The organism is Methyloferula stellata AR4 (genome assembly GCF_000385335.1).
Classification (GTDB): domain Bacteria; phylum Pseudomonadota; class Alphaproteobacteria; order Rhizobiales; family Beijerinckiaceae; genus Methyloferula; species Methyloferula stellata.
Window position 1 is genome coordinate 3,810,826 of sequence record NZ_ARWA01000001.1, and the last position, 22,219, is coordinate 3,833,044.

General features: G+C 57.2%; 25 protein-coding genes. 3 read left to right on the top strand and 22 right to left on the bottom strand.

From position 1 onward, the window contains the following. Window position 1: 1 nt before the first annotated feature. From A3OQ_RS0118825 to motA, 20 genes are all read right to left on the bottom strand, one after another. On the bottom strand, window positions 2-631 hold the full coding sequence (locus tag A3OQ_RS0118825; protein WP_020176991.1) for a hypothetical protein: 630 nt from the start codon (window positions 629-631) through the stop codon (window positions 2-4). Beyond that, a complete protein-coding gene (gene fliF / locus A3OQ_RS0118830; protein WP_020176992.1) occupies window positions 628-2,292 on the bottom strand; it encodes a flagellar basal-body MS-ring/collar protein FliF in 1,665 nt (554 codons plus the stop codon). The genes A3OQ_RS0118825 and fliF overlap by 4 nt, the downstream gene beginning before the upstream one ends. Before the next feature lie 122 nt (window positions 2,293-2,414). Beyond that, window positions 2,415-3,296, bottom strand: coding sequence for a flagellin N-terminal helical domain-containing protein (locus A3OQ_RS0118835; RefSeq protein WP_020176993.1), 882 nt, complete (start codon window positions 3,294-3,296; stop codon window positions 2,415-2,417). A gap of 351 nt (window positions 3,297-3,647) precedes the next feature. Then, window positions 3,648-4,529 carry a flagellin N-terminal helical domain-containing protein gene (locus A3OQ_RS0118840; RefSeq protein ID WP_040580211.1) on the bottom strand — a complete coding sequence of 294 codons (882 nt, stop codon included), beginning with the start codon at window positions 4,527-4,529 and terminating at the stop codon, window positions 3,648-3,650. Between the two features lie 155 nt (window positions 4,530-4,684). Beyond that, entirely contained in the window at window positions 4,685-5,419 is a 735-nt protein-coding gene (gene fliP, locus A3OQ_RS0118845) for a flagellar type III secretion system pore protein FliP (RefSeq protein WP_020176995.1), read from the bottom strand. Continuing rightward, a complete protein-coding gene (locus tag A3OQ_RS0118850) occupies window positions 5,416-5,916 on the bottom strand; it encodes a flagellar basal body-associated FliL family protein (protein ID WP_020176996.1) in 501 nt (166 codons plus the stop codon). The genes fliP and A3OQ_RS0118850 overlap by 4 nt, the downstream gene beginning before the upstream one ends. A gap of 23 nt (window positions 5,917-5,939) precedes the next feature. Next, window positions 5,940-6,641, bottom strand: coding sequence for a flagellar basal body L-ring protein FlgH (gene flgH / locus A3OQ_RS0118855; protein ID WP_020176997.1), 702 nt, complete (start codon window positions 6,639-6,641; stop codon window positions 5,940-5,942). Further along, window positions 6,642-7,211 carry a MotE family protein gene (locus A3OQ_RS23035; protein ID WP_020176998.1) on the bottom strand — a complete coding sequence of 190 codons (570 nt, stop codon included), beginning with the start codon at window positions 7,209-7,211 and terminating at the stop codon, window positions 6,642-6,644. A 147-nt stretch (window positions 7,212-7,358) separates the two neighbouring features. Further along, on the bottom strand, window positions 7,359-8,456 hold the full coding sequence (flgI, locus tag A3OQ_RS0118865) for a flagellar basal body P-ring protein FlgI (protein ID WP_020176999.1): 1,098 nt from the start codon (window positions 8,454-8,456) through the stop codon (window positions 7,359-7,361). Next, window positions 8,456-8,935: a flagellar basal body P-ring formation chaperone FlgA gene (gene flgA / locus A3OQ_RS0118870; RefSeq protein ID WP_020177000.1), complete on the bottom strand. Its 480-nt coding sequence runs from the start codon at window positions 8,933-8,935 to the stop codon at window positions 8,456-8,458. Before flgA ends, flgI begins: the two co-directional genes overlap by 1 nt. Beyond that, window positions 8,935-9,726 carry a flagellar basal-body rod protein FlgG gene (gene flgG, locus A3OQ_RS0118875; protein WP_026596015.1) on the bottom strand — a complete coding sequence of 264 codons (792 nt, stop codon included), beginning with the start codon at window positions 9,724-9,726 and terminating at the stop codon, window positions 8,935-8,937. Before flgG ends, flgA begins: the two co-directional genes overlap by 1 nt. Before the next feature lie 87 nt (window positions 9,727-9,813). Then, complete coding sequence (gene fliE / locus A3OQ_RS0118880; protein ID WP_020177003.1) at window positions 9,814-10,134, bottom strand: flagellar hook-basal body complex protein FliE; 321 nt, start codon at window positions 10,132-10,134, stop codon at window positions 9,814-9,816. Window position 10,135: 1 nt separating this feature from the next. Further along, window positions 10,136-10,552, bottom strand: a complete 417-nt coding sequence (flgC, locus tag A3OQ_RS0118885; protein ID WP_026596016.1) for a flagellar basal body rod protein FlgC — start codon at window positions 10,550-10,552, stop codon at window positions 10,136-10,138. A gap of 6 nt (window positions 10,553-10,558) precedes the next feature. After that, the gene (flgB, locus tag A3OQ_RS0118890) at window positions 10,559-10,939 is read right to left on the bottom strand and encodes a flagellar basal body rod protein FlgB (protein ID WP_026596017.1); all 381 of its coding nucleotides are present in this window, start codon (window positions 10,937-10,939) and stop codon (window positions 10,559-10,561) included. 213 nt (window positions 10,940-11,152) lie between these two features. After that, on the bottom strand, window positions 11,153-11,569 hold the full coding sequence (locus A3OQ_RS0118900; RefSeq protein WP_026596018.1) for a hypothetical protein: 417 nt from the start codon (window positions 11,567-11,569) through the stop codon (window positions 11,153-11,155). Between the two features lie 37 nt (window positions 11,570-11,606). Then, window positions 11,607-12,689 carry a flagellar biosynthesis protein FlhB gene (flhB, locus tag A3OQ_RS0118905; protein ID WP_020177008.1) on the bottom strand — a complete coding sequence of 361 codons (1,083 nt, stop codon included), beginning with the start codon at window positions 12,687-12,689 and terminating at the stop codon, window positions 11,607-11,609. A 137-nt stretch (window positions 12,690-12,826) separates the two neighbouring features. Further along, window positions 12,827-13,834 carry a flagellar motor switch protein FliG gene (locus tag A3OQ_RS0118910; protein WP_020177009.1) on the bottom strand — a complete coding sequence of 336 codons (1,008 nt, stop codon included), beginning with the start codon at window positions 13,832-13,834 and terminating at the stop codon, window positions 12,827-12,829. An 83-nt stretch (window positions 13,835-13,917) separates the two neighbouring features. Next, window positions 13,918-14,220, bottom strand: coding sequence for a flagellar motor switch protein FliN (gene fliN / locus A3OQ_RS0118915; RefSeq protein WP_040581466.1), 303 nt, complete (start codon window positions 14,218-14,220; stop codon window positions 13,918-13,920). A 131-nt stretch (window positions 14,221-14,351) separates the two neighbouring features. Continuing rightward, a complete protein-coding gene (locus tag A3OQ_RS0118920; RefSeq protein ID WP_051116139.1) occupies window positions 14,352-15,293 on the bottom strand; it encodes a flagellar motor switch protein FliM in 942 nt (313 codons plus the stop codon). 5 nt (window positions 15,294-15,298) lie between these two features. Beyond that, window positions 15,299-16,174, bottom strand: a complete 876-nt coding sequence (gene motA, locus A3OQ_RS0118925) for a flagellar motor stator protein MotA (protein ID WP_020177012.1) — start codon at window positions 16,172-16,174, stop codon at window positions 15,299-15,301. Window positions 16,175-16,461: 287 nt separating this feature from the next. Between motA and A3OQ_RS0118930 the strand changes: the two genes are divergently transcribed. The 3 genes from A3OQ_RS0118930 to fliI are packed head-to-tail and all read left to right on the top strand — an operon-like array spanning window position 16,462 to window position 19,348. Further along, the gene (locus tag A3OQ_RS0118930; RefSeq protein WP_020177013.1) at window positions 16,462-17,244 is read left to right on the top strand and encodes a DUF1217 domain-containing protein; all 783 of its coding nucleotides are present in this window, start codon (window positions 16,462-16,464) and stop codon (window positions 17,242-17,244) included. 3 nt (window positions 17,245-17,247) lie between these two features. Further along, complete coding sequence (gene flgF / locus A3OQ_RS0118935) at window positions 17,248-17,973, top strand: flagellar basal-body rod protein FlgF (RefSeq protein ID WP_020177014.1); 726 nt, start codon at window positions 17,248-17,250, stop codon at window positions 17,971-17,973. Between the two features lie 43 nt (window positions 17,974-18,016). Continuing rightward, entirely contained in the window at window positions 18,017-19,348 is a 1,332-nt protein-coding gene (fliI, locus tag A3OQ_RS0118940; RefSeq protein WP_020177015.1) for a flagellar protein export ATPase FliI, read from the top strand. A 68-nt stretch (window positions 19,349-19,416) separates the two neighbouring features. On the opposite strand, the gene A3OQ_RS0118945 is transcribed toward fliI, so the two are convergent. Both A3OQ_RS0118945 and A3OQ_RS0118955 read right to left on the bottom strand, forming a co-directional pair. Continuing rightward, window positions 19,417-20,181, bottom strand: coding sequence for a GDSL-type esterase/lipase family protein (locus tag A3OQ_RS0118945; RefSeq protein WP_083931623.1), 765 nt, complete (start codon window positions 20,179-20,181; stop codon window positions 19,417-19,419). Window positions 20,182-20,842: 661 nt separating this feature from the next. Beyond that, window positions 20,843-22,141: a 3-deoxy-D-manno-octulosonic acid transferase gene (locus A3OQ_RS0118955; protein WP_020177018.1), complete on the bottom strand. Its 1,299-nt coding sequence runs from the start codon at window positions 22,139-22,141 to the stop codon at window positions 20,843-20,845. Between the last annotated feature and the right edge of the window lie 78 nt (window positions 22,142-22,219).

Genomic DNA, 22,219 nt, shown 5'->3' on the forward strand with positions numbered 1-22,219 from the left:
CTTACTCCTTTGATGGATCGAAACGCTCGACCCATGCGCGCAATTGCGACTCGATGATCGTATTATGTGCGACGATCCGGACATCGATTGAATCATTCGGCTTGTAATCGATGGCAGCCAGCGTCGACGAAAGCCTCGCTTGCAACGCCGCAAGCAGATCGGCCGCGCCGGATATTTCAATGACCGGATTTTCGTCGCTCGCCAAAAGCACGCCGATATCGCTGACGAGTTCGTCGATCATCTGACGGCGCAAGGATTCGATCAGGAACGGCCGCAAAACCGCGTCGACGCATTCGGCAAGCCGTTCTTCGAATTGCGCGACGGCATTCGTCAAAGAAAGGCTCAATTTGGCACCTTCTTCGCCCGTCCATGAATTGCGCTCTTCGCCAAGGCGTTTTTCGTAATCGCGCTTTTGATTGGCGAGGATCGTCTCAAAAAAGGCTTGCGCGGCGGCCCGGCCCTCGGCCCGCCCTTCTTCCCGCGCAGCTTCGAGCAATGCTTCACGGTTCTCCTCCGGTTCTTCGATTCTCGAAGCCAGAGGCTGTAAAATGCCGTCGAACGCCTCCGCGGGCGCGGCCTCTTCCTCAAGCCCGAATTGGACGAGATAGCGGGCGACGGGATGAGCGATCATGCCTGCTCACCCTGGTGGATCCACAATTTCAGAATGGTTGCCGCCTGTACCTCGTTAAATTCGACAATCTGTTCAAGCCGCTTTTGCGGCGAGCGACGGCTGCTGGCCGTCAGGTCTTCGATCAGATTGGGTTCTTCTTCGCCTTCGAGTTGCGCCATCTCGTCGGCGCCGATCGCCTCCTGGCCAGCGCCCGGCGGCAAAGCCACGGCGCCCGGGACACCCGCCGCATTCGGCAAGGCGAGATTTGTTGCAACCTGCGGCGGCGCCAAAATCGCTTTGGCCGCCGGACGCAGCCCAAACCACGTCAGCAGCAAGGCAACGATGAGAACGGTCGCGGCATTGGTCATGTTGCCAGCCTGCCGCAACAAAAGCTCGGACCAGGAGGGCGGCGGAACAGGCTCAAGATCGTGGCCGCCGTCGACGAAATCGACGGCGGACACCTTAACCCTGTCGCCGCGTTCCTTGCGGACGCCGGCGGAGGACGCGATCACTTGCTCGATTTCGCCGAGCTGCCGGTCGATCGCTTCGGGTGTTACTTTTTCGCCGAGCGCGGCTATGAGGCTTGCGCGGTTAACCAGCACGGCAATCGAAAGATTATCGATCGTGTAGCCGTTGCTGGTCGTGCTGATGGTTTTCGACGACACCTCGTAATTGGTGACTTCTTCCCGCTTCTGGTTCTCTTCGTTGGATTGCTTGCCGTCGTCCGAGCGGGTGTTTTCCTGCGGAAGATTGGTGCCGACCGTCGTCGGCGGCTGACTGCTGGAATTTTGCGACGTCTGATTCTGCTTGACGACGCGCACCGATCGCTCGACCCGCGATTCCGGATCGAAGATCGTTTCGCTGGTCTGTTTCTTATCCGTATTCAGCCGGGCCGCGACGCTGATCTGAAAGTTGCGAAGCCCGAAATAGGGCATCAAGGTCTTGCGGATATTGTCGGCGATTTCCTGCGAGACGGTTTTTTCGAGGCTGAGCGTCCCGCTTGGTGCGGAGTCGGCAAGATCGGCTCCGGACGCCAAGAGAATGCCGTCTGTGTTGAGGACGGTGACGCCTTCAAGCGCGAGGCCAGGCACCGCCGCCGCGACGAGATGGCGGATCGCCTTGGCCGAGGTGCTGTCATCGGCCGATTCGGTGCGGATGACGACGGAAGCGGAGGGCGGCTGCTGGGTCCGGCGGAATGAGCCTTGATCGGGCATGACGATATGAACGCGAGCGGCCTTGATCCCCCGCATCAATTGGATGGTGCGCGCGAGTTCGCCCTCAAGCGCGCGCACGCGCGTCACTTCCTGCATGAAGGACGTCAAGCCGAGCGATCCGAGCTTGTCGTAGAGTTCGTTTCCGGCGCTCGGACTGGTCGGCAGGCTTTTTTCGGCCAGCAACATGCGCGCCTGGGCGGTTTCGCCATAGCGGACAAGGACCGTATTGCTCTCGGAATTGACGTCGAAGGGAATATTGGCCTCCTTCAAAGCGGAGGCGATCCGGGTGACGTCCTGCCGGTCCAATCCCGAGTAAAGAACCTCGAGCGCCGGGCGGCTCATGTAATAGCCAGCAAGCCCCGTCACCGCGAAAACGGTCACGCCTACAATCGCCAAAGCGATCAGCCGTCGTGGCCCGAGATTAAGCAGATTGGCCCAAAGCCGTTCCGCATGTTCTCGCCCGGTCATTTCCTAGCCTCTGTCACGCCACTTCAAAGTGGCAATCTGGGCTAGAAAGCTTGCGTGAGCATTGCAGAAAAGACCGGCCGCGCCCCTTCAGAAAGCGCGGCCAGTGAAAAGAGCATCCTGCCTTACTGGAAGAGCTTCAGGATAAGCTGGGTATTGGTGTTGGCGATGCTGAGCGCCTGAATACCGAGTTGCTGCTGGACCTGGAGAGCCGAAAGCCGTGTCGAGGCCTGGTTCATGTCGGCATCGACCAGCGAGGCAACGCCATTCGTCAAAGAATTCGAAAGCGCGGTGACGAAGGTCTGCTGGTTGGTGATGTTGGTCGTGGTGGCGCCCAGCGTCGAAGAGGCCGTGGTGATCGAGCTGACCGCCGTCTGAAGATCCGTCAACATGTTTTGAATGGCGCCGGAGGTCACGCCGTTGATGTTGAGCGTGAGAATCGAAACGCCGGAAGCCGTTCCGGCGCTATCCAGAATGCCGCCGCCGATCGCCAGCGTACCGTTGAAAAGCTGGGTTGTGGTCGTGTCGATATTGATGGTCGAAACGCCGTTTGCCGGGTCATAGGAGGCGACGAGCCCGACCGTTCCAGGGGTGGTCGTATTAAGGAAGTTCTGGCCGTTGAAGTTCGCCGCGTTGCCGATGCTCAACAGCGCCTGCTGCTGCGACTGGATATCGGTTTGGATCGACGCCTGATCGGCGCCGGGCTGCTCCGCACTGATCAGATCGTTCTGGATCTTGGTCATGATCGACAGGGTGCTGTTCAGCGCCGTGGTCATGGTCGACAGCAAGGAGCCGCTTTCGTTAAGCGCGTCGGAGACTGCGCCCAAGGCCGAATTCTGCGACGACATCTTCGTCCCGATCGACCAATAAGCGGCATTATCCGCGGCCGTCGAAATTTTCAGACCGGTGGAAACCTGGCTTTCCGTGGTCTGCAGATTTTGCTGCGTCATATTGAGAGCTTGGAGTGCCGTCAAAGCCGATGCGTTAACGAGAATGCTGCTCGACATAGTGTATGTCCCTAAAGTTGACCGAAAAGTGCGGGGACATACCGGATTTTCGCCGGTACGGCAGAGCGGCTTAATGCCTTTAGACGGATTAGCAGTCTAATCTGACGTGCGTTAACCATAACGCGAAAGACTTACCAAAACGTTAACGCCGGCGGCCGGGCCGTTAACGCAAGCCTTCAGGAAGCTGGACGCGGCCGACTACCGACAAGCCTGTCCCAAACCGTCAATCAATACGAAAAACAAAATCTTAGCCAGCAATGACCGGCACGCGGAAAAATTTGCTTGAGCATTTTAGACAAAGACCGGCCGCGCCCCTTCAGAAAGCGCGGCCGGTGAGAAGGATCTCTTGCCTTACTGGAAGAGCTTCAGGATGAGCTGGGTATTGCTGTTGGCGATGCTGAGCGCCTGAATACCGAGCTGCTGCTGGACCTGGAGAGCCGAAAGCTTCGTCGATGCCTGGTTCATGTCAGCATCGACCAGCGAGGCAACGCCATTCGTCAAAGAATTCGAAAGCGCGGTGACGAAGGTCTGCTGGTTGGTGATGTTGGTCGTGGTGGCGCCCAGCGTCGAAGAGGCCGTGGTGATCGAGCTGACCGCCGTCTGAAGATCCGTCAACATGCTTTGAATGGCACCGGAGGTCACGCCGGAGATGTTGAGCGACAGAATCGAAACACCGGAAGCCGTTCCGGCGGTATCCAGAATGCCGCCACCAGCCGCCAGCGTACCGTTGAAAAGCTGGGTTTTGGTCGTGTCGATGTTGATGGTCGAAACACCGTTCGTCGGGTCATAGGAGGCGACGAGCCCGACCGTTCCCGGCGTCGACGTATTGAGGAAGTTCTGGCCGTTGAAGTTCGCCGCGTTGCCAATGCTCAACAGCGCCTGCTGCTGCGACTGGATATCGGTTTGGATCGACGACGAGTCGGCGCCGGGCTGCTCGGCCGAGATCAGATCGTTCTGGATCTTGGTCATGATCGAGAGGGTGCTGTTCAGCGCCGTGGTCATGGTCGACAGCAAGGAGCCGCTTTCGTTGAGCGCGTCGGAGACCGCGCCCAAAGCGGAATTTTGCGAGGACATCTTGGTTCCGATTGACCAATAAGCGGCGTTATCCGCGGCCGTCGAAATTTTCAGACCGGTGGAAACCTGGCTTTCCGTGGTCTGCAGATTTTGTTGCGTCTGACTAAGCGCCTGAAGGGCTGTCAAAGCTGACGCGTTAACGAGTATGCTGCTCGACATAGCGTATGTCCCTAAGGTTGACTGAAAAATACGGGGGACATACCGGATTTTCGCCGGTACGGCAGAGCGGCATGATGCCTTTAGACGGATGGCGGTCTAATCTGACGTATCGCGACCTTAGCCCGAAAGATTTACCGCGGTATTAACGCAAGCTTTTAAGAGTAAGACCTCACGAGACTCCCAATCAACATGTTCCAACCGTCAATCAATATGAAGAATAAAATCTTAACGGGCAGCGAAATGACTGACGGCGGCAGCATCATCATGCCCATCGACATGGTTAAAGTCGATACGATCATGTCGATGACTAGAAACGGGAGCGCGATCAGAAAGCCCATCTCGAAGCCGCGCCGCAATTCTGAGATCATGAAGGCCGGAATCAGAATCCGAAGATCGACGACGGTCCGGTCCGCCGGTTTGAGCGAATCTTTGGCGAGGTCTTCGAAAAGCTTCAGATCCTTGTCGCGCACCTGACTCAGCATGAACTCGCGAAACGGCTCGACGATTTTCGGAAATGCCTCCTGTTCGGTGAGTGTATTCTCCATCAATGGCCTGACGCCGTTTTGCCACGCCGCATCGAAGGTCGGCGCCATGACAAAGAATGTCATGAATAAAGACAGACTGATCAGGACGAGATTGGCCGGCGTGCTTTGCAGGCCAAGGCCAGAGCGCAAAAACGACAATGCAACGACGAAACGCGTAAAACTCGTCACCATGACGAGGAGGCCCGGCGCCACTGACAAAACCGTGAGCAGCGCGACGAGCTGGATGATCCGCCCGGCCGCCGTACCTCCACCCGCCGGAAGCAAGCTATTGAGATCGGGTGTTTGAGCCGCCACGCCGGTCGCACCGGCGAGGATTAGAACCAAGGCGATGATCCAAGCCTTCATTGCACCACAAGGCTTTCGATCACGAGTTCACGCACGCGGCCATCCGATCTCACGATCGCGCGGTCGTTCAAATCCTCTCGAAGATGCTGCAAGCCGCTTGGGCCGCTAAGTTGCAGAATCGATAGAGTCTGCAGAAAGCCCAAAATATCCGCCGAAATTTCCGCCGCCATCACATCCGGCTTTTCGACCGATGCCGGATCAAAAACGATCGCTGCCTGCAACCTGACCCACGTGTCCGAAGTCTGGCCTATATTGGTCACGATCGGCGGCAGATCGCGCATATTCGTATTCTCGATGCGGGCTGGATTCGGAACCTCGGCGACCTCCTTGGCAACCGGACCCAGCATTTCCTTCGCCTGCGACGTCAGATAAAGGCCGAACGCCGCCCCGAGGCCGCCGGCGACAAGCGTCAAGGCGACCATCATGGCAAACCAAACCGTCACCGTCATTTTCCCGGTGGCAGCAGATCCCGTTACGCTCGCCTCATCCGAAGCCATGATGCCGGAGCCCTCGTCCCGCTCTAAAAGGGTTTCAAACGATCGTAGATCTGCTGCAACAGAGCCGGTTGTTGAACCTCCATGATCCGCCCACGGCCGCCATAGGAGATGCGGGCCTCCGCGACCTTGTCATAGGAGATCGTATTGTTGCGCGAGATATCGCGCGGCCGGATAATGCCCGCGACATTCAAAAGCCTGAGCTCGAAGTTCACGCGCACTTCCTGCGACCCGCTGACGACCAAATTGCCATTAGGCAAGACGTCGGACACAACCGCCGCGACCGACAATTGGATCTTTTCAGACCGGTCGATATTTCCCTGGCCCTTCGTCGACGACAGCGATTCGGAGGTGACAGTCGGCTTGAACTCGCTCTGCGTATTGTTCTGCTGCAACTTCCAGTCGAAGCCCGTGTTGATGACCGAGTCCAAAGAGCGGTCCGTGGCATTGCCGAAAGTAGCGCTGTCGTTGATCGCAATATTGATGGTCACGACATCGCCGATTTGCGTGGCGCGCGGATCGCTGAAAATATTGGACTTGTTGCCGTCCCATATGGATGCTGATTTGTGTTTCGGACTCGCAACGAAAAGTGCGCTGGCCGTCGGCTGCATATCGACCGCAAGCCCCGTGCCGACAGGCGTCATTTTCGGCTCTGTTCCGATTTCCCGGATATCGCCTGCACATCCCCCGAGCGAAATGGCAAGGAAGATAGACAAGAGATATCGCATCTAAGACTTCTTTCCGTCCTGCGCCGTGACACCCGCCATCGTATTCGTCAGGCGGGCCGCACGGCCAGGTTCGATCTCGTTGAGAATGGCACTCGCCGTCCGCGGCGGCAGCTTCGTCAATAAAGTCGCTGCCATATCGTCGTCCATGGCCGAAAGCTGCAAGGCGGCCGCTTCGGGGCGCATGCGCGAATAGATCGCCACAACACCGTCTTCGGCCTTCTTCATGACCTCTTCGCGCTTTTTCAGCCATTGCTCATATTCGGCGCGCTTGGCTTCGAGTTCTGCGATGCGTTGCTTGACCTGCTCTTCAAGTTCGATGAGCTTCGCTGCCTGCCACGCCGCTCGCGCATCGCCGGCCGTCGCAGCATTGTTCGAACAGAACCGTTGGATATCCGTCATTGGGGACTTGCTATCGATTGAAGATGGCAACGCGAGATTTTTCGGCTCGGGTGGCTTCAAAGCCTGCTCGGCTTTCTTTGGCTCAAGACAAAGCCCGGCATTGCCGAAACCCATCGCAGCCAGCGCCAGCAGGATCCCAAACAGCGTCGAATGAAATTGAGCCAGGTTCATATCGACTTCACTTAATCCGCTTCAAAGCGCATGGAACAAAGCGGACAGTGATTTGAAGTTTCTGCCTGGCCGCAATGCTGAAAACGCATTGCGGAACGTTGCAAAATAAGCTTGCGCCGGGCTGGGCTGACGCGGCGCGCGGACCGATTATTGAACGACGAGATCAGCCTGCAACGCGCCCGAGGTTTTGATCGCCTGCAGGATCGAGATAATTCCCGATGGTTTCAATCCGATCCGGTTGAGCCCTGCGACCAGAATCCGCAGGCTCGTCCCATTCAAGATCACCACTGGACCACCCTGTTGCGACGCCTCGATATCCGTCCGCGGCACGACGACGGTTTTTCCTCGCGAGAACGGTGCCGGCTGAGAGACGACAGGGGTTTCGGTAATCCGCACGGTCAGGTTTCCATGCGTGACGGCGACCGTTGAAATTTGCACGTCCTGACCGATCACGATCGTGCCGCTGCGCGAATCCATGACGACACGGGCCGGCGAATCGGCTTGAACCGTGAGATCCCCGATTTCGGCCATGAAACGCGCCGTTGTGACATGCGGTGGCTTTTCCAACGCGACCGATTTCTGATCCTGTTCGCGTGCAACGCGCATTCCGTAATGTTCGACCGAATAGCCATTGATCGCATCGGCGATCCGGACGGCCGTGTTGAAATCCGGATTTTTCAGATCGAGCGTCAGTTTGGCGATGTCCTGCAATGTTCCAGGCACCTCGCGCTCGATCAAAGCCCCATTCGGAATGCGTCCGGTGGTCGGCACATTTTGCGTAACGCTTTCCGCCTGTCCGGTCGCAGCGAAGCCGGTGACGGCAAGCGAACCTTGTGCGACGGCGTAAGTCTGTCCATCAAGACCGTTCAGAGAGGTCATAAGCAAGGTGCCGCCGAGAAGCGATGTTGCATCGCCCATCGACGAGACCGTGACATCGATCCTCGAACCGGCACTCACGTAAGGCGGCAGATCCGCCGTCACGATGACGGCCGCCACGTTGCGCGTCCTGAGAGACGTCCCACGTACGTTGATCCCCATGCGGTCCAACATGGATTGGATCGATTGTTCCGTGAACGTCGAATTGCGCAGCGTGTCGCCTGTGCTTTGCAGGCCGACCACAAGGCCGTAGCCGAGCAACTGATTGTCGCGCACGCCCTCGAGTTGGGAAATATCCTTGATCCTCACCGCGGCATCGGCGCCGAACCCAGCAAGGCATAGAGAGAACACAAGAAAAAAACGGAACATCAGCCGCCGCTCACGCTAACTGATCCATCAGGCTGCACGACACCCGAAATGGTCAGGCCGCTATCGAGATTGCGAACCGAAACGACATCGCCGGCTCCGCCAGCCTGGAGAGCCGACCCATAGGTCGTAATGGTCAAGCCGGCTTCGCTGTAAACGACGCGCACCCTTTCTCCATTTATGACGAGCCGGGGCTCGCCTATGGCAGTGACTGGGATGGGCATGCCCGGCAGCAAAGTACGCCGAGCGATTTTGCCGACAAGCGCGGCACGCGAGTCGATGACACCGCCCTTGGGCGGGAACGGACTCGTGGAAAAATCGTGCTCGACGATCCAGCTTTCGCGAATGATATCGTTCGGATAAATCGTCACGTTCGGCACCGGCAAAAGAAACTCGTCTGCCGCCACCACCTGCGCCTCGAGCGACGCAAAGCCTGCCATGACCAGACAAAGGACAGCGCGCCTGAAAACCGCGATCAGCATCACGACCCCATGTTTTTCGACACGGTGCTTTCCATTTCGTCCGCAGCCGTGATGACCTTGGAATTCATTTCATAGGCGCGTTGAGCCGCGATCAGATCGGTAATTTCCTTGACCGGGTCGACATTCGAGGCTTCCAGATAGCCTTGGCTGACCGTCGCAAAACCGGGATCGCCGGGAACGCCCGCCACCGGCGTGCCGGATGCTTCCGTCTGCTGATAAAGATTGCCGCCTAAGGGATTGAGACCCGCTTCATTAGGGAAATTCGCTATCGTCAATTGACCTAGCTGCTGCGGCTGGGTCTGACCGCTTAAAGTCACCGCAACCTGGCCGGATTGGTTCACCGACACACTCACCGCATTGGTCGGAATGAGCATGGTCGGCTGCAAGAGATAACCGTCGCCGGTCACGATTTGACCCGTCGCATTCGTATTGAAGGATCCGGCGCGGGTATAGAGCGTATCGCCATTCGGGCCCGTCACCTGAAACCAGCCGCGGCCGTTGAGCGCAAGGTCGAGCTGATTGCCTGTCGTCGTCAACGACCCTTGAGTCATCAGGTTGCGAATGGAGGCAGTGCGGACACCAAGACCGAGCTGCGCGCCTTCTGGCACCGTATTATCCTGGCCTCGGCTGGAGACGCCTTGAAGGCGCTCGGCCTGATAAATGAGATCCGTGAATTCAGCGCGCGCGCGCTTGAAACCGGTGGTGTTTATATTGGCGATGTTATTGGCAATGACCTCGACATTCAACTGCTGGGCAGCCATGCCAGTCGCCGCGATCGACAAAACTCTCATCCGTTTTCCTTCACAGCGTGATCATTTCATATTCAATCTGGCGACTTCCACTTTGATGCCGCCGCTCTCATTTTTCGAAGCGAGAGCCTAGATCGTCATGCGCGTAATGTCCTGATACGCGGACACAGCCTTGTCGCGGACGGCCAGCGCGGTTTGCAGACTGCTCTGCGCATCGGATACGGCTTCGACGACCTGTTGAACCGTCGCCTTGCCTTGCAGACCGGAGATGGCGGTGGCTTCCCCGGTTTTCAGATTGCCTACCGCATCATTGGCGACTTGCGTCAGCATTTGACCGAAATCCCCGATGGCGTTCGCAGCCGTCGTGACAGACGACTTGCCGACCGCCTGAATGGAATCGGCCGCGGAAGCGCCGAGAACTGAACCGACGAGAGGAATCGCGCTTATCATTTTATGAGCTCTTCAATAGATCGAGTGTCATCGTGTATAGATCCCGGGCTTCTTTGACGACCTGGAGATTGGCTTCGTAAGACCGGTTGGCCTCTCGCATATCCGCCATTTCCATGATCATGTTGACATTAGGCATCTTGACTACGCCCTTGGCGTCGGCGGCCGGATTGCCCGGGTCATATTCACTTCGGAAGGCGGCGCGATCGACGCCGACTTCTCTAACCTTGACGAGTTCCATGCCTGTCGCCCGATCAAGTTCGTTGTCGAAGGTTATGGTTTTACGGCGATAAGGATTGGATCCCGGCACGCGTCCTGTCGAATTTGCATTGGCCATATTTTCAGCGACGACGCGCAGGCGGCTGGATTGGACTTCAATACCTGACCCTGCGATCTTGATAGATGCTTCGAGTGGATCGATCATCTCTTATCCCTTCACGCTCGCCGACAGCATTTGGTTGAAAGCCTTCACAACGGACGTATTCAGCGAATATTCTCGATTGATTTGACCAGCCTTCATCATCTCCTTTTCAGTACCGACCGAATTGCCGGAATGAACGACTTCCCAAGGCGCTTCTTCGCTTTGCGCTGCGGAAGCCGGATCCAATGGATCCGTGCCGAGATGGGCTGGATTCGTCGCCGCCAACTGCAATTGCGCTCCGTCGAAGACGTCTTGGAACTCGCCGATGTCTTTGGCGACATAGCCTGGCGTATTCGCATTCGCGACGTTCTCCGCGATGACGGCCTGACGGACCGTCAGCCAGCGTGCCTGCTGCGAAGCGAGATCGAAAAGATAAACTGGTCCCACGCAAAGCCCCATTCAGAGTCAATTTCCGTGGTCTTTCGACATCGAAGATCGGCTCTAACCCCTTCACGTAAAATTACGTATGAAATCTTGCCCCAGGCTGGCGCGTGAGGCCTGGGCGAAGGACCATTTCAGGGTGTTGCATTTGCGCGAATCGCGGATTTATCCGCCGGCCGCCGCTCTCGTGTTGGAATCGGCGAATTTATAAGAAGCGGCCTAATGGCGGCTCTTATTTGGCTTCGCAAGTCTGGCCGCAGCGATCGCCTGGATAAAGGCTTTGGTTTCTTCTTCGGGGCTCGCGAGCGCATCGTCGAAGGTCATCGCCCGAATCTCCACGCCGGCATCATAAGTCTGGAGCATCAGATCGAAGAGGATCGTCACCGACTTATGGTGAAACTCCATGCCGAGCGTGACGGCCGGCGGCCGATCCCATTCGAGTTCAAAAGCAGCCATGGCGCCATAGGTCAGCGTCCCATGCTTGAAAAACAGCTCGACGGACGAATTGACGAGGTCTTGAATATTGGCGAATTGTTCTCTGTGGATAAAGGTGACGAAATCAGCCAAGTCGATGAGTCGCAGCTCCGCCGCAACATCCTTCAGGCTTTCCGCCAAAGCCTTGGTGCGTAGCAACACCTGGCTATCCCTTTGTCTCAACAACATGAAATGGCTCTCATTTTCCTATCGTTCGCCGCTTATCGTGAGCATATAGGAAATGGATTAGCTCGGCTACCGCCCGGTAGAATTCGGGGGGAATCGGATGATCCACTTCGACACTGTCGTACATGGACCTTGCCAAAGCCTTATCTTCCACGACCGGTATCCCGTTTTCTTCCGCTATTTCGCGTATCTTGAGCGCTATAATATCCTTGCCCTTGGCAAGAACCATAGGCGCACCGCCCTCCTCGCGTACGTAACGTAGGGCAATTGCATAGTGGGTCGGGTTGGCGACTACCAAGGTCGCGCGCGGCACCGAGGCCATCATACGCTTACGATGACGATCAAGTGCCAATGACCGCAGTCTCGACTTGACCAGGGGATCACCCTCGGCCTGCTTCGCTTCGTCTTTCACCTCTTGGCGCGTCATACGCAAACGTTGACGCCAATGATGGCGCGTCCAAAACCAATCCGCGCATGTCAGCAGAGCCGTGGCAATTGCGATCGCAGCCAAAAGCCGCATCGCGAAACCCAAAATCATGTCGGGGATCGCGTCCGGCTCAAGAAACATGGCGTTGACGACATGATCGCGTTGCGCCTGGAGCAAGGCGAACACCACCAAGGCTACGCCCAAAAACTTGAGAACGCTTTTCAGAAATTCGATCTGACCCTGCGATCCAAAAATGCGGCTCCAGCCTTGAGCCGGAGAGACACGTGAAAAGTCTGGTTGAATGCGTTGAAAATTAATTTGAAACGGATTTTGCACGAATGAAGCGATAACGCCCGAGACGCAGAGGATCGCAAAGATCGGGAGCGCAAATTGAAGAAGCGGCATCATCAACAAGCCTAAAACGCCCACTGCATCGAAACCATCTTCGAGACGCAGACCATTGGCATCGTCAAAAAAGGGCTGAAGCGCCGCGGTCATCGCGATTGCACCGCTTCTCAATACGAATGCGGCAACCAGCAAAAGCGCGGCGAAAGAGGCAAAGATCGAAAGCTCGCGCGAAACCGGAACCTGACCGCGCTCGATCTCGTCGCGAATGCGCTTTTCCGACGGCTCTTCTGTTTTGCTGTCTTTGTCGGCTGAATCAGCCATAGCTCTAAATCGCCTGGCCGGACCTGTTCATCTCACCGCACATAGGCCGCTTGCGACGATGAAAGCATTCGAATCAAGCCCGGTGACGTTACTGGACACGCGGATCTTCGGACCGCCTCAGCATATAATGATTCGGCTCAATAAACCTCTTCGTCTTCACCTGTGGAATTCAATTCGATCTCGCCACGCTCGGCCATAGATAGCGCCGCATCCGCTATCATCCGGCGCGCCTTGAGGACATCACGGTGCGAGGCGGGTTCGCTGTTTGAAAGCTCTTGTTCCACCATGCGGCGCGCGCGTGACGCGAGAGACGAAAGAATGGCATCGCGCAACCCGATGTCGCTGCCCTTGAGCGCAAGAACGACGCGCTCGGTGGGAATCGCGTCGAAAAGCAACATGCGCGCCCTGGGCTGGAGCTTGATTACGTCATCGAACGTGAACAGGAGGCCACGCAGGGTTTCCGCCGTTTTTGGACGCGTCTCGGCCAGGCTCTGAAGCACGTCCTCCATCTGCTCGCGTTCCATCTTATTGATGATATCGGCCATGCGAGCGTTCTGATCGTCGCCATTGTTTCGCGAGGCCTTCAACAGGAGATCCTCACGCAAGGTGGCCTCCAAGACGCGCATCGCCGGCTCGGTGACCGAGGACATGCTGAGCATCCGCCGCATCAGCGCGTTGCGCCGGTCACGCGGAAACAAAGCCATGGCTCTGGCCGCGCAGGTCGGACTCACCTTCGACAAGATCAAAGCCGCGGTCTGTGGATGTTCCTTGAGCAGATAATTGGCAAAGGCATTGTCAGGGACTGTCGACAGGCGCTCCCACATGGGTTGCGTCGAACCATCGCTGACCTCGGCCATGAGTTCCGCGATCTGGGACGGCGTCAAAACGCCGGTGAGCAATTGCTCGACTTCGGTGGCCGAGCCCAAAAGATCGACACCGTTCAGGAATTGCCCGGCAAATTCCTCGATCACGCCTTCGAGGGAATGCATCCGGATCGCCCCGAGATTGGCGACGGAGCGTGTAATAAGCTTGAGTTCTTCAGGATCGAAATGCTTCAAAAGCCGTCCGGCAAGCGGCTTTCCCATCGCCAGCAGGAGAGCTGCGACTTTGTCTGGTCCACGCAAAATCTTATTTGCTTGTTTCATTTCGTCTCAGACAATCAGCGCTTGGACCATTGCATAAACGCGTCCGGGCCAGAACAAGCCGGAGGATCTTTTACCATTTGATATCAGCTAACAGAATCGGATCCACCGGAGCCTACGATCTCCGTTAACGTGACGCCAAATCGCGAACTGTCTTCTTCGACCACCACGACTTCGCCGCGCGCAACGACGCGCCCGTTAACCACCACGTCGACGGGCTCGCCAACCCGGTGGTCGAGCGGAATGACGGCGCCGCGTCCAAGTTTCAACAGGTTCGAAACGGGCATGCTCGCCGCGCCGAGCACCACTTGAACGAGGACGGGAATCTTGAGGATCGTATCGAAATTCGCTTCGGACGGGTCCCGCGGCTTGGGACGCGGGTTTTGCATTCCAGCTTTTTCTGCAAGTAGATCTTCGTCTTGGTCCATAGTGTTTGCCGCTCCGTCAAGCAATGCAGGAGATAATGCGCAACCGTCGTTTAATCCCGTGACTGACCCCTTGCCCGCGAATCCATCACCATTTAGTGCGGCAAGATATCGTCCATGAATTCCTGCTCCTTGTCGACGACATCATCGACGCGCAGCGTATAGTGCCCATCAGCCTGCCCAAGTTGACACCAGAACAATGCCTGGGAATTGCACTCGAGCTTCACGCGGCTCTTCGCGGTCGCTTGCAATTGCAGGATCTGTCCGACTTTCAGATCGGCGATATCGCCGAGCGTGAATTGACGCTCTTCGATCATTCCCTTGACCTTCACTTCGGAACGCGTGATCTCGTTTTGCATTTGGCGGACCCAACGCGGATCGCGCGCCACCGTGTCCTTCGTTGCGTCATGGGCAAGGCCCTGACGAATGGCATTGAGCGCCGGCTGCGGCAGCACCACATACATTTCGCCGATGCGATCCAGGATCTGGAGATTGACCGTCGTAATGATGGCGAATGTGCCGCGCGGCACGATCACCGCGAAATCCATCCTCGTTTCGAGAGTTTCGAATTTCAGGGTGGTTTCGATGACTGTTGAAAAAGAGGCTTGCATGGATTTGGCGACGCGATCGAAAATCGCCTGCCCGACACGCATCTCGATATTCGAAGGGGGGCGATCCTCTTGAACCGCCGGCTCAGTGCCGTCGCCACCAAAAAGAGCCTCAGCCATCGAAAAAAGGAAATTATGATCGAAGCCGAGAATGATCCGCGAGTCCCAGGCCGGCGCCTGAAAGATCGCAACAACGACGCGGCCTTCGAAATTTGAAAGAATATCTCCCATCCGCTCGGTCTGCGTCGACGCGACGGTAAAGATCGCGGGTGTCGAGCACAAAGCGCGCAGGCTTTCCGAACATTGCGTTAGCATCCGGTCGAAGATCGCATGCAGGAGCGGCATGCGCTCGACCGAAATGCCGCCGGCGTCAAGCAGGCGTTCAGGACCGTCTTTCAAAACATTGGCCTGACGGCGCAGCTCAGACATGCCGATCACGCCGCCTGGGCGGATTGCGAGCCGCCGGATACAGTCTCATTTTCGACCGTATCGATCGACGGGCGGTCATGCGCCGAAATGGTCTTGCGTCCATGTTCGAGCGCTATCTGCGGCATGGCTCCGTTCATGAAGGCCAGCAGCGTCTGTTTGACAATGATGTAGAGACGACAGCGCTTCTCACGCAGAACTTTGATCTTGTTGGCCAGCGGCCCAAGCAACCCGTAAGACATGAAAATGCCCGCGAAAGTACCGACAAGGGCCGCGCCGATCAGATGGCCGAGGAGTTCCGGCGATTGGTCGAGCGCACCCATTGCATGGATAACGCCCAGCACTGCGGCGACAATGCCCAGCGCGGGCAAGGAGTCGCTGACATTTACCAGACCGTGATAGGGTTTCAGCTTGTCGCGAGTGACGGTTTGAATCTCTTCGTCCATCAGGGCTTCGATTTCGTGCGTGCGGGCATTGCCGATGATGATCAACCGGCAATAGTCGCAGATGAAATGCGTGAGCTCCTTATCCAGGAGCACGCGCGGGAAGCTTTTGAAGATCGATGATTCTTCCGGATTATCGACATGCTCTTCGACTTCGTTGCGTCCCTTGCCGCGCAATTCGCGCATCAGGGAATAGAGTACGCCGAGGACGTCGAGATAATCGCGTTCGAGCGGCCCTGCCCCCTTCACGCCTTCCATGATGGCACGGCCGGTATCTTTGATCGTCGTCATCGAATTTGCGACGATGAATGTGCCCAGCGCCGATCCGCCGATAATAATGAATTCCATGGGCTGCCAGATCACGGCCATATGCCCGCCCATCCCGGCGAAACCGCCCATGATGCAGCCAAGCGCGATAATGGTGCCTATGATGAAACCCAAGGCCAGCTCCTGCGCAAATCGGTTCTAACGGCATAAGGCAGGGCGAGGAGCCTGCTCTCAAGACGTTACACACGTAGAATACCCTTAATGGGCTAATGGCGAAGGCTTGCCCGAAACTGATTAAGCAAGCAGCTGTTTTGGCAGCGTTCCTTCGAGTCCAGGCGCGGGCCGATTGCCGGTATGCGGAATCATCGATCGCGTCTCATCTCTGCCACACACGGAGGCTGACGCCAGCTTCGGGCAAGCTCATACCGAAAGGATCAGGCCGTCCGAACTGGATGGCACCTATGCTCAGCACCACCGCCTATTATCTATCCGTCGCCAAGAACCTCACCAAGTCGCAGGCGACAACGGCTGCGGAACCCCAGGTTGCGACCGCCACGCAGTATTTCGAAGCGAATATCGGAAAGGTGAAAAGCGTTTCCGATCTTTTGAGCAACAGCAAGCTCTATAATTACGTCATGACGGCCTTCGGCCTCAGCGACATGACCTATGCCAAGGGCTTGATCACCAAGGTGCTGGAAGGCGGCGTTTCCAGCAGCACGGCGCTTGCCAATACGTTGAACGATCCGCGCTATAAAGCGCTGGCGACGGCTTTCAATTTCGCTGCGAATGGAACAGCGACGACGTCGAGTTCGACGACGGTTCAAACGACCGTCAACAATTATGTCGAGCAGACATTGGAAAACAATGTCGGCAAGCAGAGTCCCGGCACGCAGCTTGCCCTTTATTTTCAGCGCGTCGCGCCGACCATCTCAAGCACCTACGGCATTCTCGCAGACAAGCAGCTTTTGAGCGTCGTTCAAACCGCGCTCGGCCTCTCGTCGAATATGGGGCTTGAGAATATCGACATGCAGGCGAAGCAGCTCAGCAATCTGGTCAATATCAGCGATTTTCAAAATCCGGCCAAGCTGCAGAGTTTTATCGAGCGGTTTACCGCCAATTACGATTTGAACAACACGACGACGCCGACGCCCATGAATGCGCTGATGGTCACCTCGTCGTCGACGCCAGGCGTCAGCAGCAGTCTGCTGCTCAGCCTTGCAAATCTGAGAATGGGAGGGTCGTAACAGGTGCAATCCAATTATTATGTCACCTTATCCGCCCAAGTCGCGCTCGAACAGCGGCTGACGACCGTCGCCAATAATCTCGCCAATATGAACACGGTCGGGTATCGCGCCGGAACCATCAGCTTCGAGACCTTTCTTTCCAAGAAAGGCGATACGCCGGTTGCCTACGCTTCGACCGGAACGCCGCATATCATGCGCAATAGCGGCAGCATGGTTCGCACCGGCAACCCGCTCGATATCGCCGTGCAAGGCGATGCCTGGCTCGCCGTGCAGACACCCAGCGGAACCGTCTACACACGCGACGGCCGGATGCGCATGCAATCCGACGGTTCACTGCAGACGCTCGACGGCTATCCGGTTCTCGACGCAGGCAATAGCGCGATGCTGCTCGACGCCAATGGCGGACCGCCGACAATTTCGCAGGACGGAATGATCACCCAGTCCGGCAGGCAGGTTGGAGCCATTGGACTCTTCACCCTCGACTCGACCGCCAAGCTCACACGCCATGACAATTCGGGCGTCATGTCGGACAAGCCCGGTACGCCCGTGCTCGATTTCAATACAAGCGGTATCGCCCAAGGCTTTGTTGAAAACGCCAATATCAATCCGGTTTTGGAAATGGCGAAGATGATGATGATTTCGCGGGACTTCGATAGTGTCTCTTCCGCGATAGCCTCCACCGAAGCCTCTCATAAAGACGCCATCAAGACGCTCGGCAGCAATTCTTGATCGCGTTGCACCTGCCTCTTGATTGCCGCTGGGACGCCGTTTGATGAATGCTCTTGGCCGGCTAGAGCACATCGTCAATCTCGCCTGCGAGGAACTGCCGAAGGTCCGCGTCGGCGGCATCGTGACGGAGGTGACGCCGACGCATTATCGCGTCTCAGGCCTGTCGCGTTTCCTCAAGCTCGGCGAATGCGTCAGCTTCGGAAATAGCGAACGTCTCCAATATGGGGAAGTCGTCCGTCTCGACGATCTTGGGACGACGGTCAAAACCTTCGAACCGAATGTCGAAACCGGCCTCGGCGAGTTTGCCTACCGGGTCGGTCCGCTGCGGCTGGCGCCGCATCCGAATTGGAAAGGCCGCGTGATCGATGCGCTCGGCCGCCCGATCGATAGCGCCGGTCCCATGCCGCGCGGCGAGCATATGGTTTCAGTCGAGTCCGCACCGCCCGCCGCGATGGAACGCACGCGCGTCAAGCGCCCGCTGAGAAGCGGCGTGCGCGTCATCGACCTCTTTACCCCTATCTGCGCCGGTCAGCGGATCGGCATTTTTGCAGGCTCAGGCGTCGGCAAGTCGACTCTGCTTGCGATGCTCGCGGGTTCGAAAGGTTTCGACACGGTGGTGATCGCGCTTGTCGGCGAACGCGGGCGCGAGGTCCGCGAGTTTCTCGACGATGCATTGGCGGCCAATCGCAAGGTCGCGGTCACGGTGGTTTCGACAGGTGACGAAAGCCCCATGATGCGGCGGCTGGCACCGAAGACCGCGATGACCATAGCCGAGTTTTTTCGCGACCGCGGCGATTCCGTGCTTTTGATCGTCGATTCGGTGACACGCTTCGCGCATGCGGCGCGCGATGTGGCGCTTGCCGCCGGCGAGCCGCCCGTGGCGCGCGGCTATACGCCATCGGTCTTCAGCGACCTGCCGAAACTTCTCGAAAGAGCCGGGCCTGGGAAAGAAGGCGATGGTGCCATTACCGGCATTTTCTCGGTGCTCGTCGACGGCGACGATCACAACGATCCCGTCGCCGATTGCATCAGAGGCACGCTCGACGGTCATATCGTGCTCGACCGGAGCATCGCCGACCAAGGCCGCTTCCCGGCCGTGAATGTCTTGTCTTCGATCTCTCGACTCGCCAATCACGCCTGGTCGAAGGAACAGCAAAATCTCGTCATGAAGCTCCGCGCCCTGATCGCCCGCTTCGAAGATACGCGCGATCTGCGGCTCATGGGCGGCTATCAGCCGGGCCAAGACGCCGATCTCGACCAAGCCGTTTCGCTTGTCCCGAAGATCTACGAAGCCATGATGCAGTCGCCTTCGGACAAAGCCAGCGAGGACGCCTTCCGCGAATTGGCCGAAACGCTGCAGCCCAAGGCCTCATGAGATCTTGAGCCCAGTCGAAACAACTCGACGGCGCTCTGAGGCTAGCTTGCTGCCCATTCGCAACTCTTTTACCGAGCTGGATGTCGATCGTCCGCTCCAGAATTTACAAACTCGCCGGTTTGGAATGATAAATCTCGCCGTAAACTCGCATGGAGTTCCTGATCGAGTATAGGTTTGATAATCGACGCCCAGGCAGCGTAACCATCCGCATTGATATGGATGTTATCACGCGCGAAGCTCTCCTTTAAGAGACCGTTTTCGGAAAGCCCGGCATTCAAATCTACATATTTGCATTTACCGGTTTCGCACAGGCCTTTTTCAAATCGATCCATGTCCATGACGTAGGCGTTTATTTTTTTATCGCGCGTCAGCAGAACGGATTGGACAACCACCTTGCTTGTCTTGCCGAGCTCGTCGACGATTTTTGCGATATTGCGCTGCGTTTCGGTTTCCGGAATGAATCGGAACTGGTCGTTGATGCCTATTAAAAGAAAGACGATCTTTGCAGATTTGACCGAGTCCTGCAGGCGTTGAAGTACGCCGACCGAAGTATCGCCCGATATGCCGCGATTGGCGACATCGGGATATTGCAAAAGTGTTGGCCAATTAGCGGATTCGGTCAAAGAGTCGCCCAGCATCACCACAGACTTGGCTGCCTCCTGTGCGAAAAGCTGAGTCATTTTGATGTAGAGCTGGTCCGAAAGCGGATCATAGGTTGGGATATGTCGTTTAGGCAGAAACCAAACATCATTTGACGGATGAACTTGTCTGGCACCTACGAAACCCATTACAGCAATTGCCAATATTGCCGACATCCACGCCATTTTCTTCATTCGATTACCCTTGTCACGCCGTGTAAAACGCCGTTCACCGGACCGCTCTGAACCGACCTCCGCATCTACAAAAATGGATAATGCTTGCCGAAAATAAGAAATTTTCGGCGCCAGTCTTGAAGACACAGAGAATTACAGCTGCCGATACGTACCGTGGGCCGAAGTTTATTCCGTGGCTGGAATCACTGAACTTGTGTCAGTTCCATTGTAAGTTGTTTCGAACTGTTTCTTTCCAATCGCCTATGCGCTTGATCCCAGGCTTTGATGCTGCATTCTCGCCGCAAGACTAAAGGGATGCGCTATGGGACGAGCGCCGCGCCGCGGGCGGCGTCACAAGGGAAGCCGGTCCAGCGAACCGTACAAATTGTCTGGGGAGCCTGAGCGCGCTTGGCCAAGCGCTTTCATATCCGCATCACAGAGCCAAGACCGGCGAAGACAAATCGCCCTCTTCGTCGCCATCCACGGAACTTCGAGAGTCTTCTGCACAAAGCTCGAAGAAAGCGCCAACATCCGTCTACGGCGGCAGCCTTTCTCAAGCTCCTTGTCGAGGTCGCATTTTATAAGGTCCACACTGTCCTGACCGACAATGGTCTCCAACCTGCGACCGGCCTTACGCTGCAATGCTCAACGGCAACGATAACTCATTGATTGAGCCATGCCCCTAGGATCGCGCGACGCGCTGCTCGACCATCATCTGGGCGATATGCGGCTCGATCGCCTTCATGATGAAGTCGGAGGCGCCGCCGAGGCTCTCGACGACCTCGGCCGCCGCGCGCGCCATGTCCCGCATTTTCGCCGCATCGGCGAGAAGATAGGCGAGCGCCCGCGCCAGCGTCTCGGCATCAACGACCGTCGCCGCGCCATGTGTCGCGTCGAGACGTTCATAGACATCGGTGAAATTGGCGACATTCGGCCCGTGCAGAATGGCGCAGCCGAGCTTCGCCGCCTCGATGGGGCTTTGCCCGCCGGCCCCCGTCAAGGACTTGCCGACAAAGGCAATGCCGCTCAGCCGGTAGAAAAGCCCCGTCTCGCCGATCGTATCGCCGATATAAAGGCCCTCGAGCGGCTGCCCTCTGCGATCCTCCGAGCGAAGCTGACATCGCAGGCCGCGGCTTTCCGCGAGATGTTTGATCTCGGCGCCGCGGCGCGGGTGACGCGGCACGATAATCGTGAGCAGGTTGGGGAAATGCGGCAAGAGCCTGCGATGCACGTCGAAGACGATCTGTTCTTCGCCCGCATGCGTCGCGGCGGCCAGCCAGACGGGACGGCCTCCGACCCTCGCCTTCAGATCGGCAAGGGATTGCGGATCGGCCGGCGGCGGCGCGACATCATATTTGAGATTACCGGCGACATAAACGCGGGGTACACCGAGCTGGGTCAGGCGTTCGGCATCCGTCAAAGATTGGGCCAGACAGAATTCGGTTTTTTCCATCAAAGCCTGCGCCGAGCGCGGCAAATGCCGCCAGCGCCGGAACGACCGCTCCGACATGCGCGCATTCACCAGAACCAACGGAATGTCGCGGCGGTGAATTTCACGAAAAAGATTGGGCCAGATTTCGGACTCGGCGATGAACACGAAATCCGGGTGCCAATGATCGAGGAAACGCGCCATGAAGCGCGGCACGTCGAGCGGAATATATTGATGAAGGGCGCCGGGCGGCAGGCGCTGCGCCATGACGGCGGCCGAAGTAACGGTCGCAGTCGTGAGAAGAATATGAAAGCCGCGCGCAGCAAGCCTCTCGAGCAAGGGCAAAAGCGCGAGGCTTTCACCCACACTCACGCCATGCAGCCATGCGAGCGGTCCGGCCGGACGCATTTGGCGCGAAATCCCGAGGCGCTCCTTGACACGCTGCTTATCCTCAAGGCCCTGCCGTTGGCGCCAGTAGAGAAAGAGTGGTGCGAAGGGTGCGAAAGCGGCGCTGGCGGCCCGGTAAATCAGAAGGAGAAATGTGCCTTTCATCACCGGATCGCCCGAAGCACTTTAGAATGGGGGATTTGAACATGTCTTTACCGGCAAAGCCAAATGGTGTTGCCGATG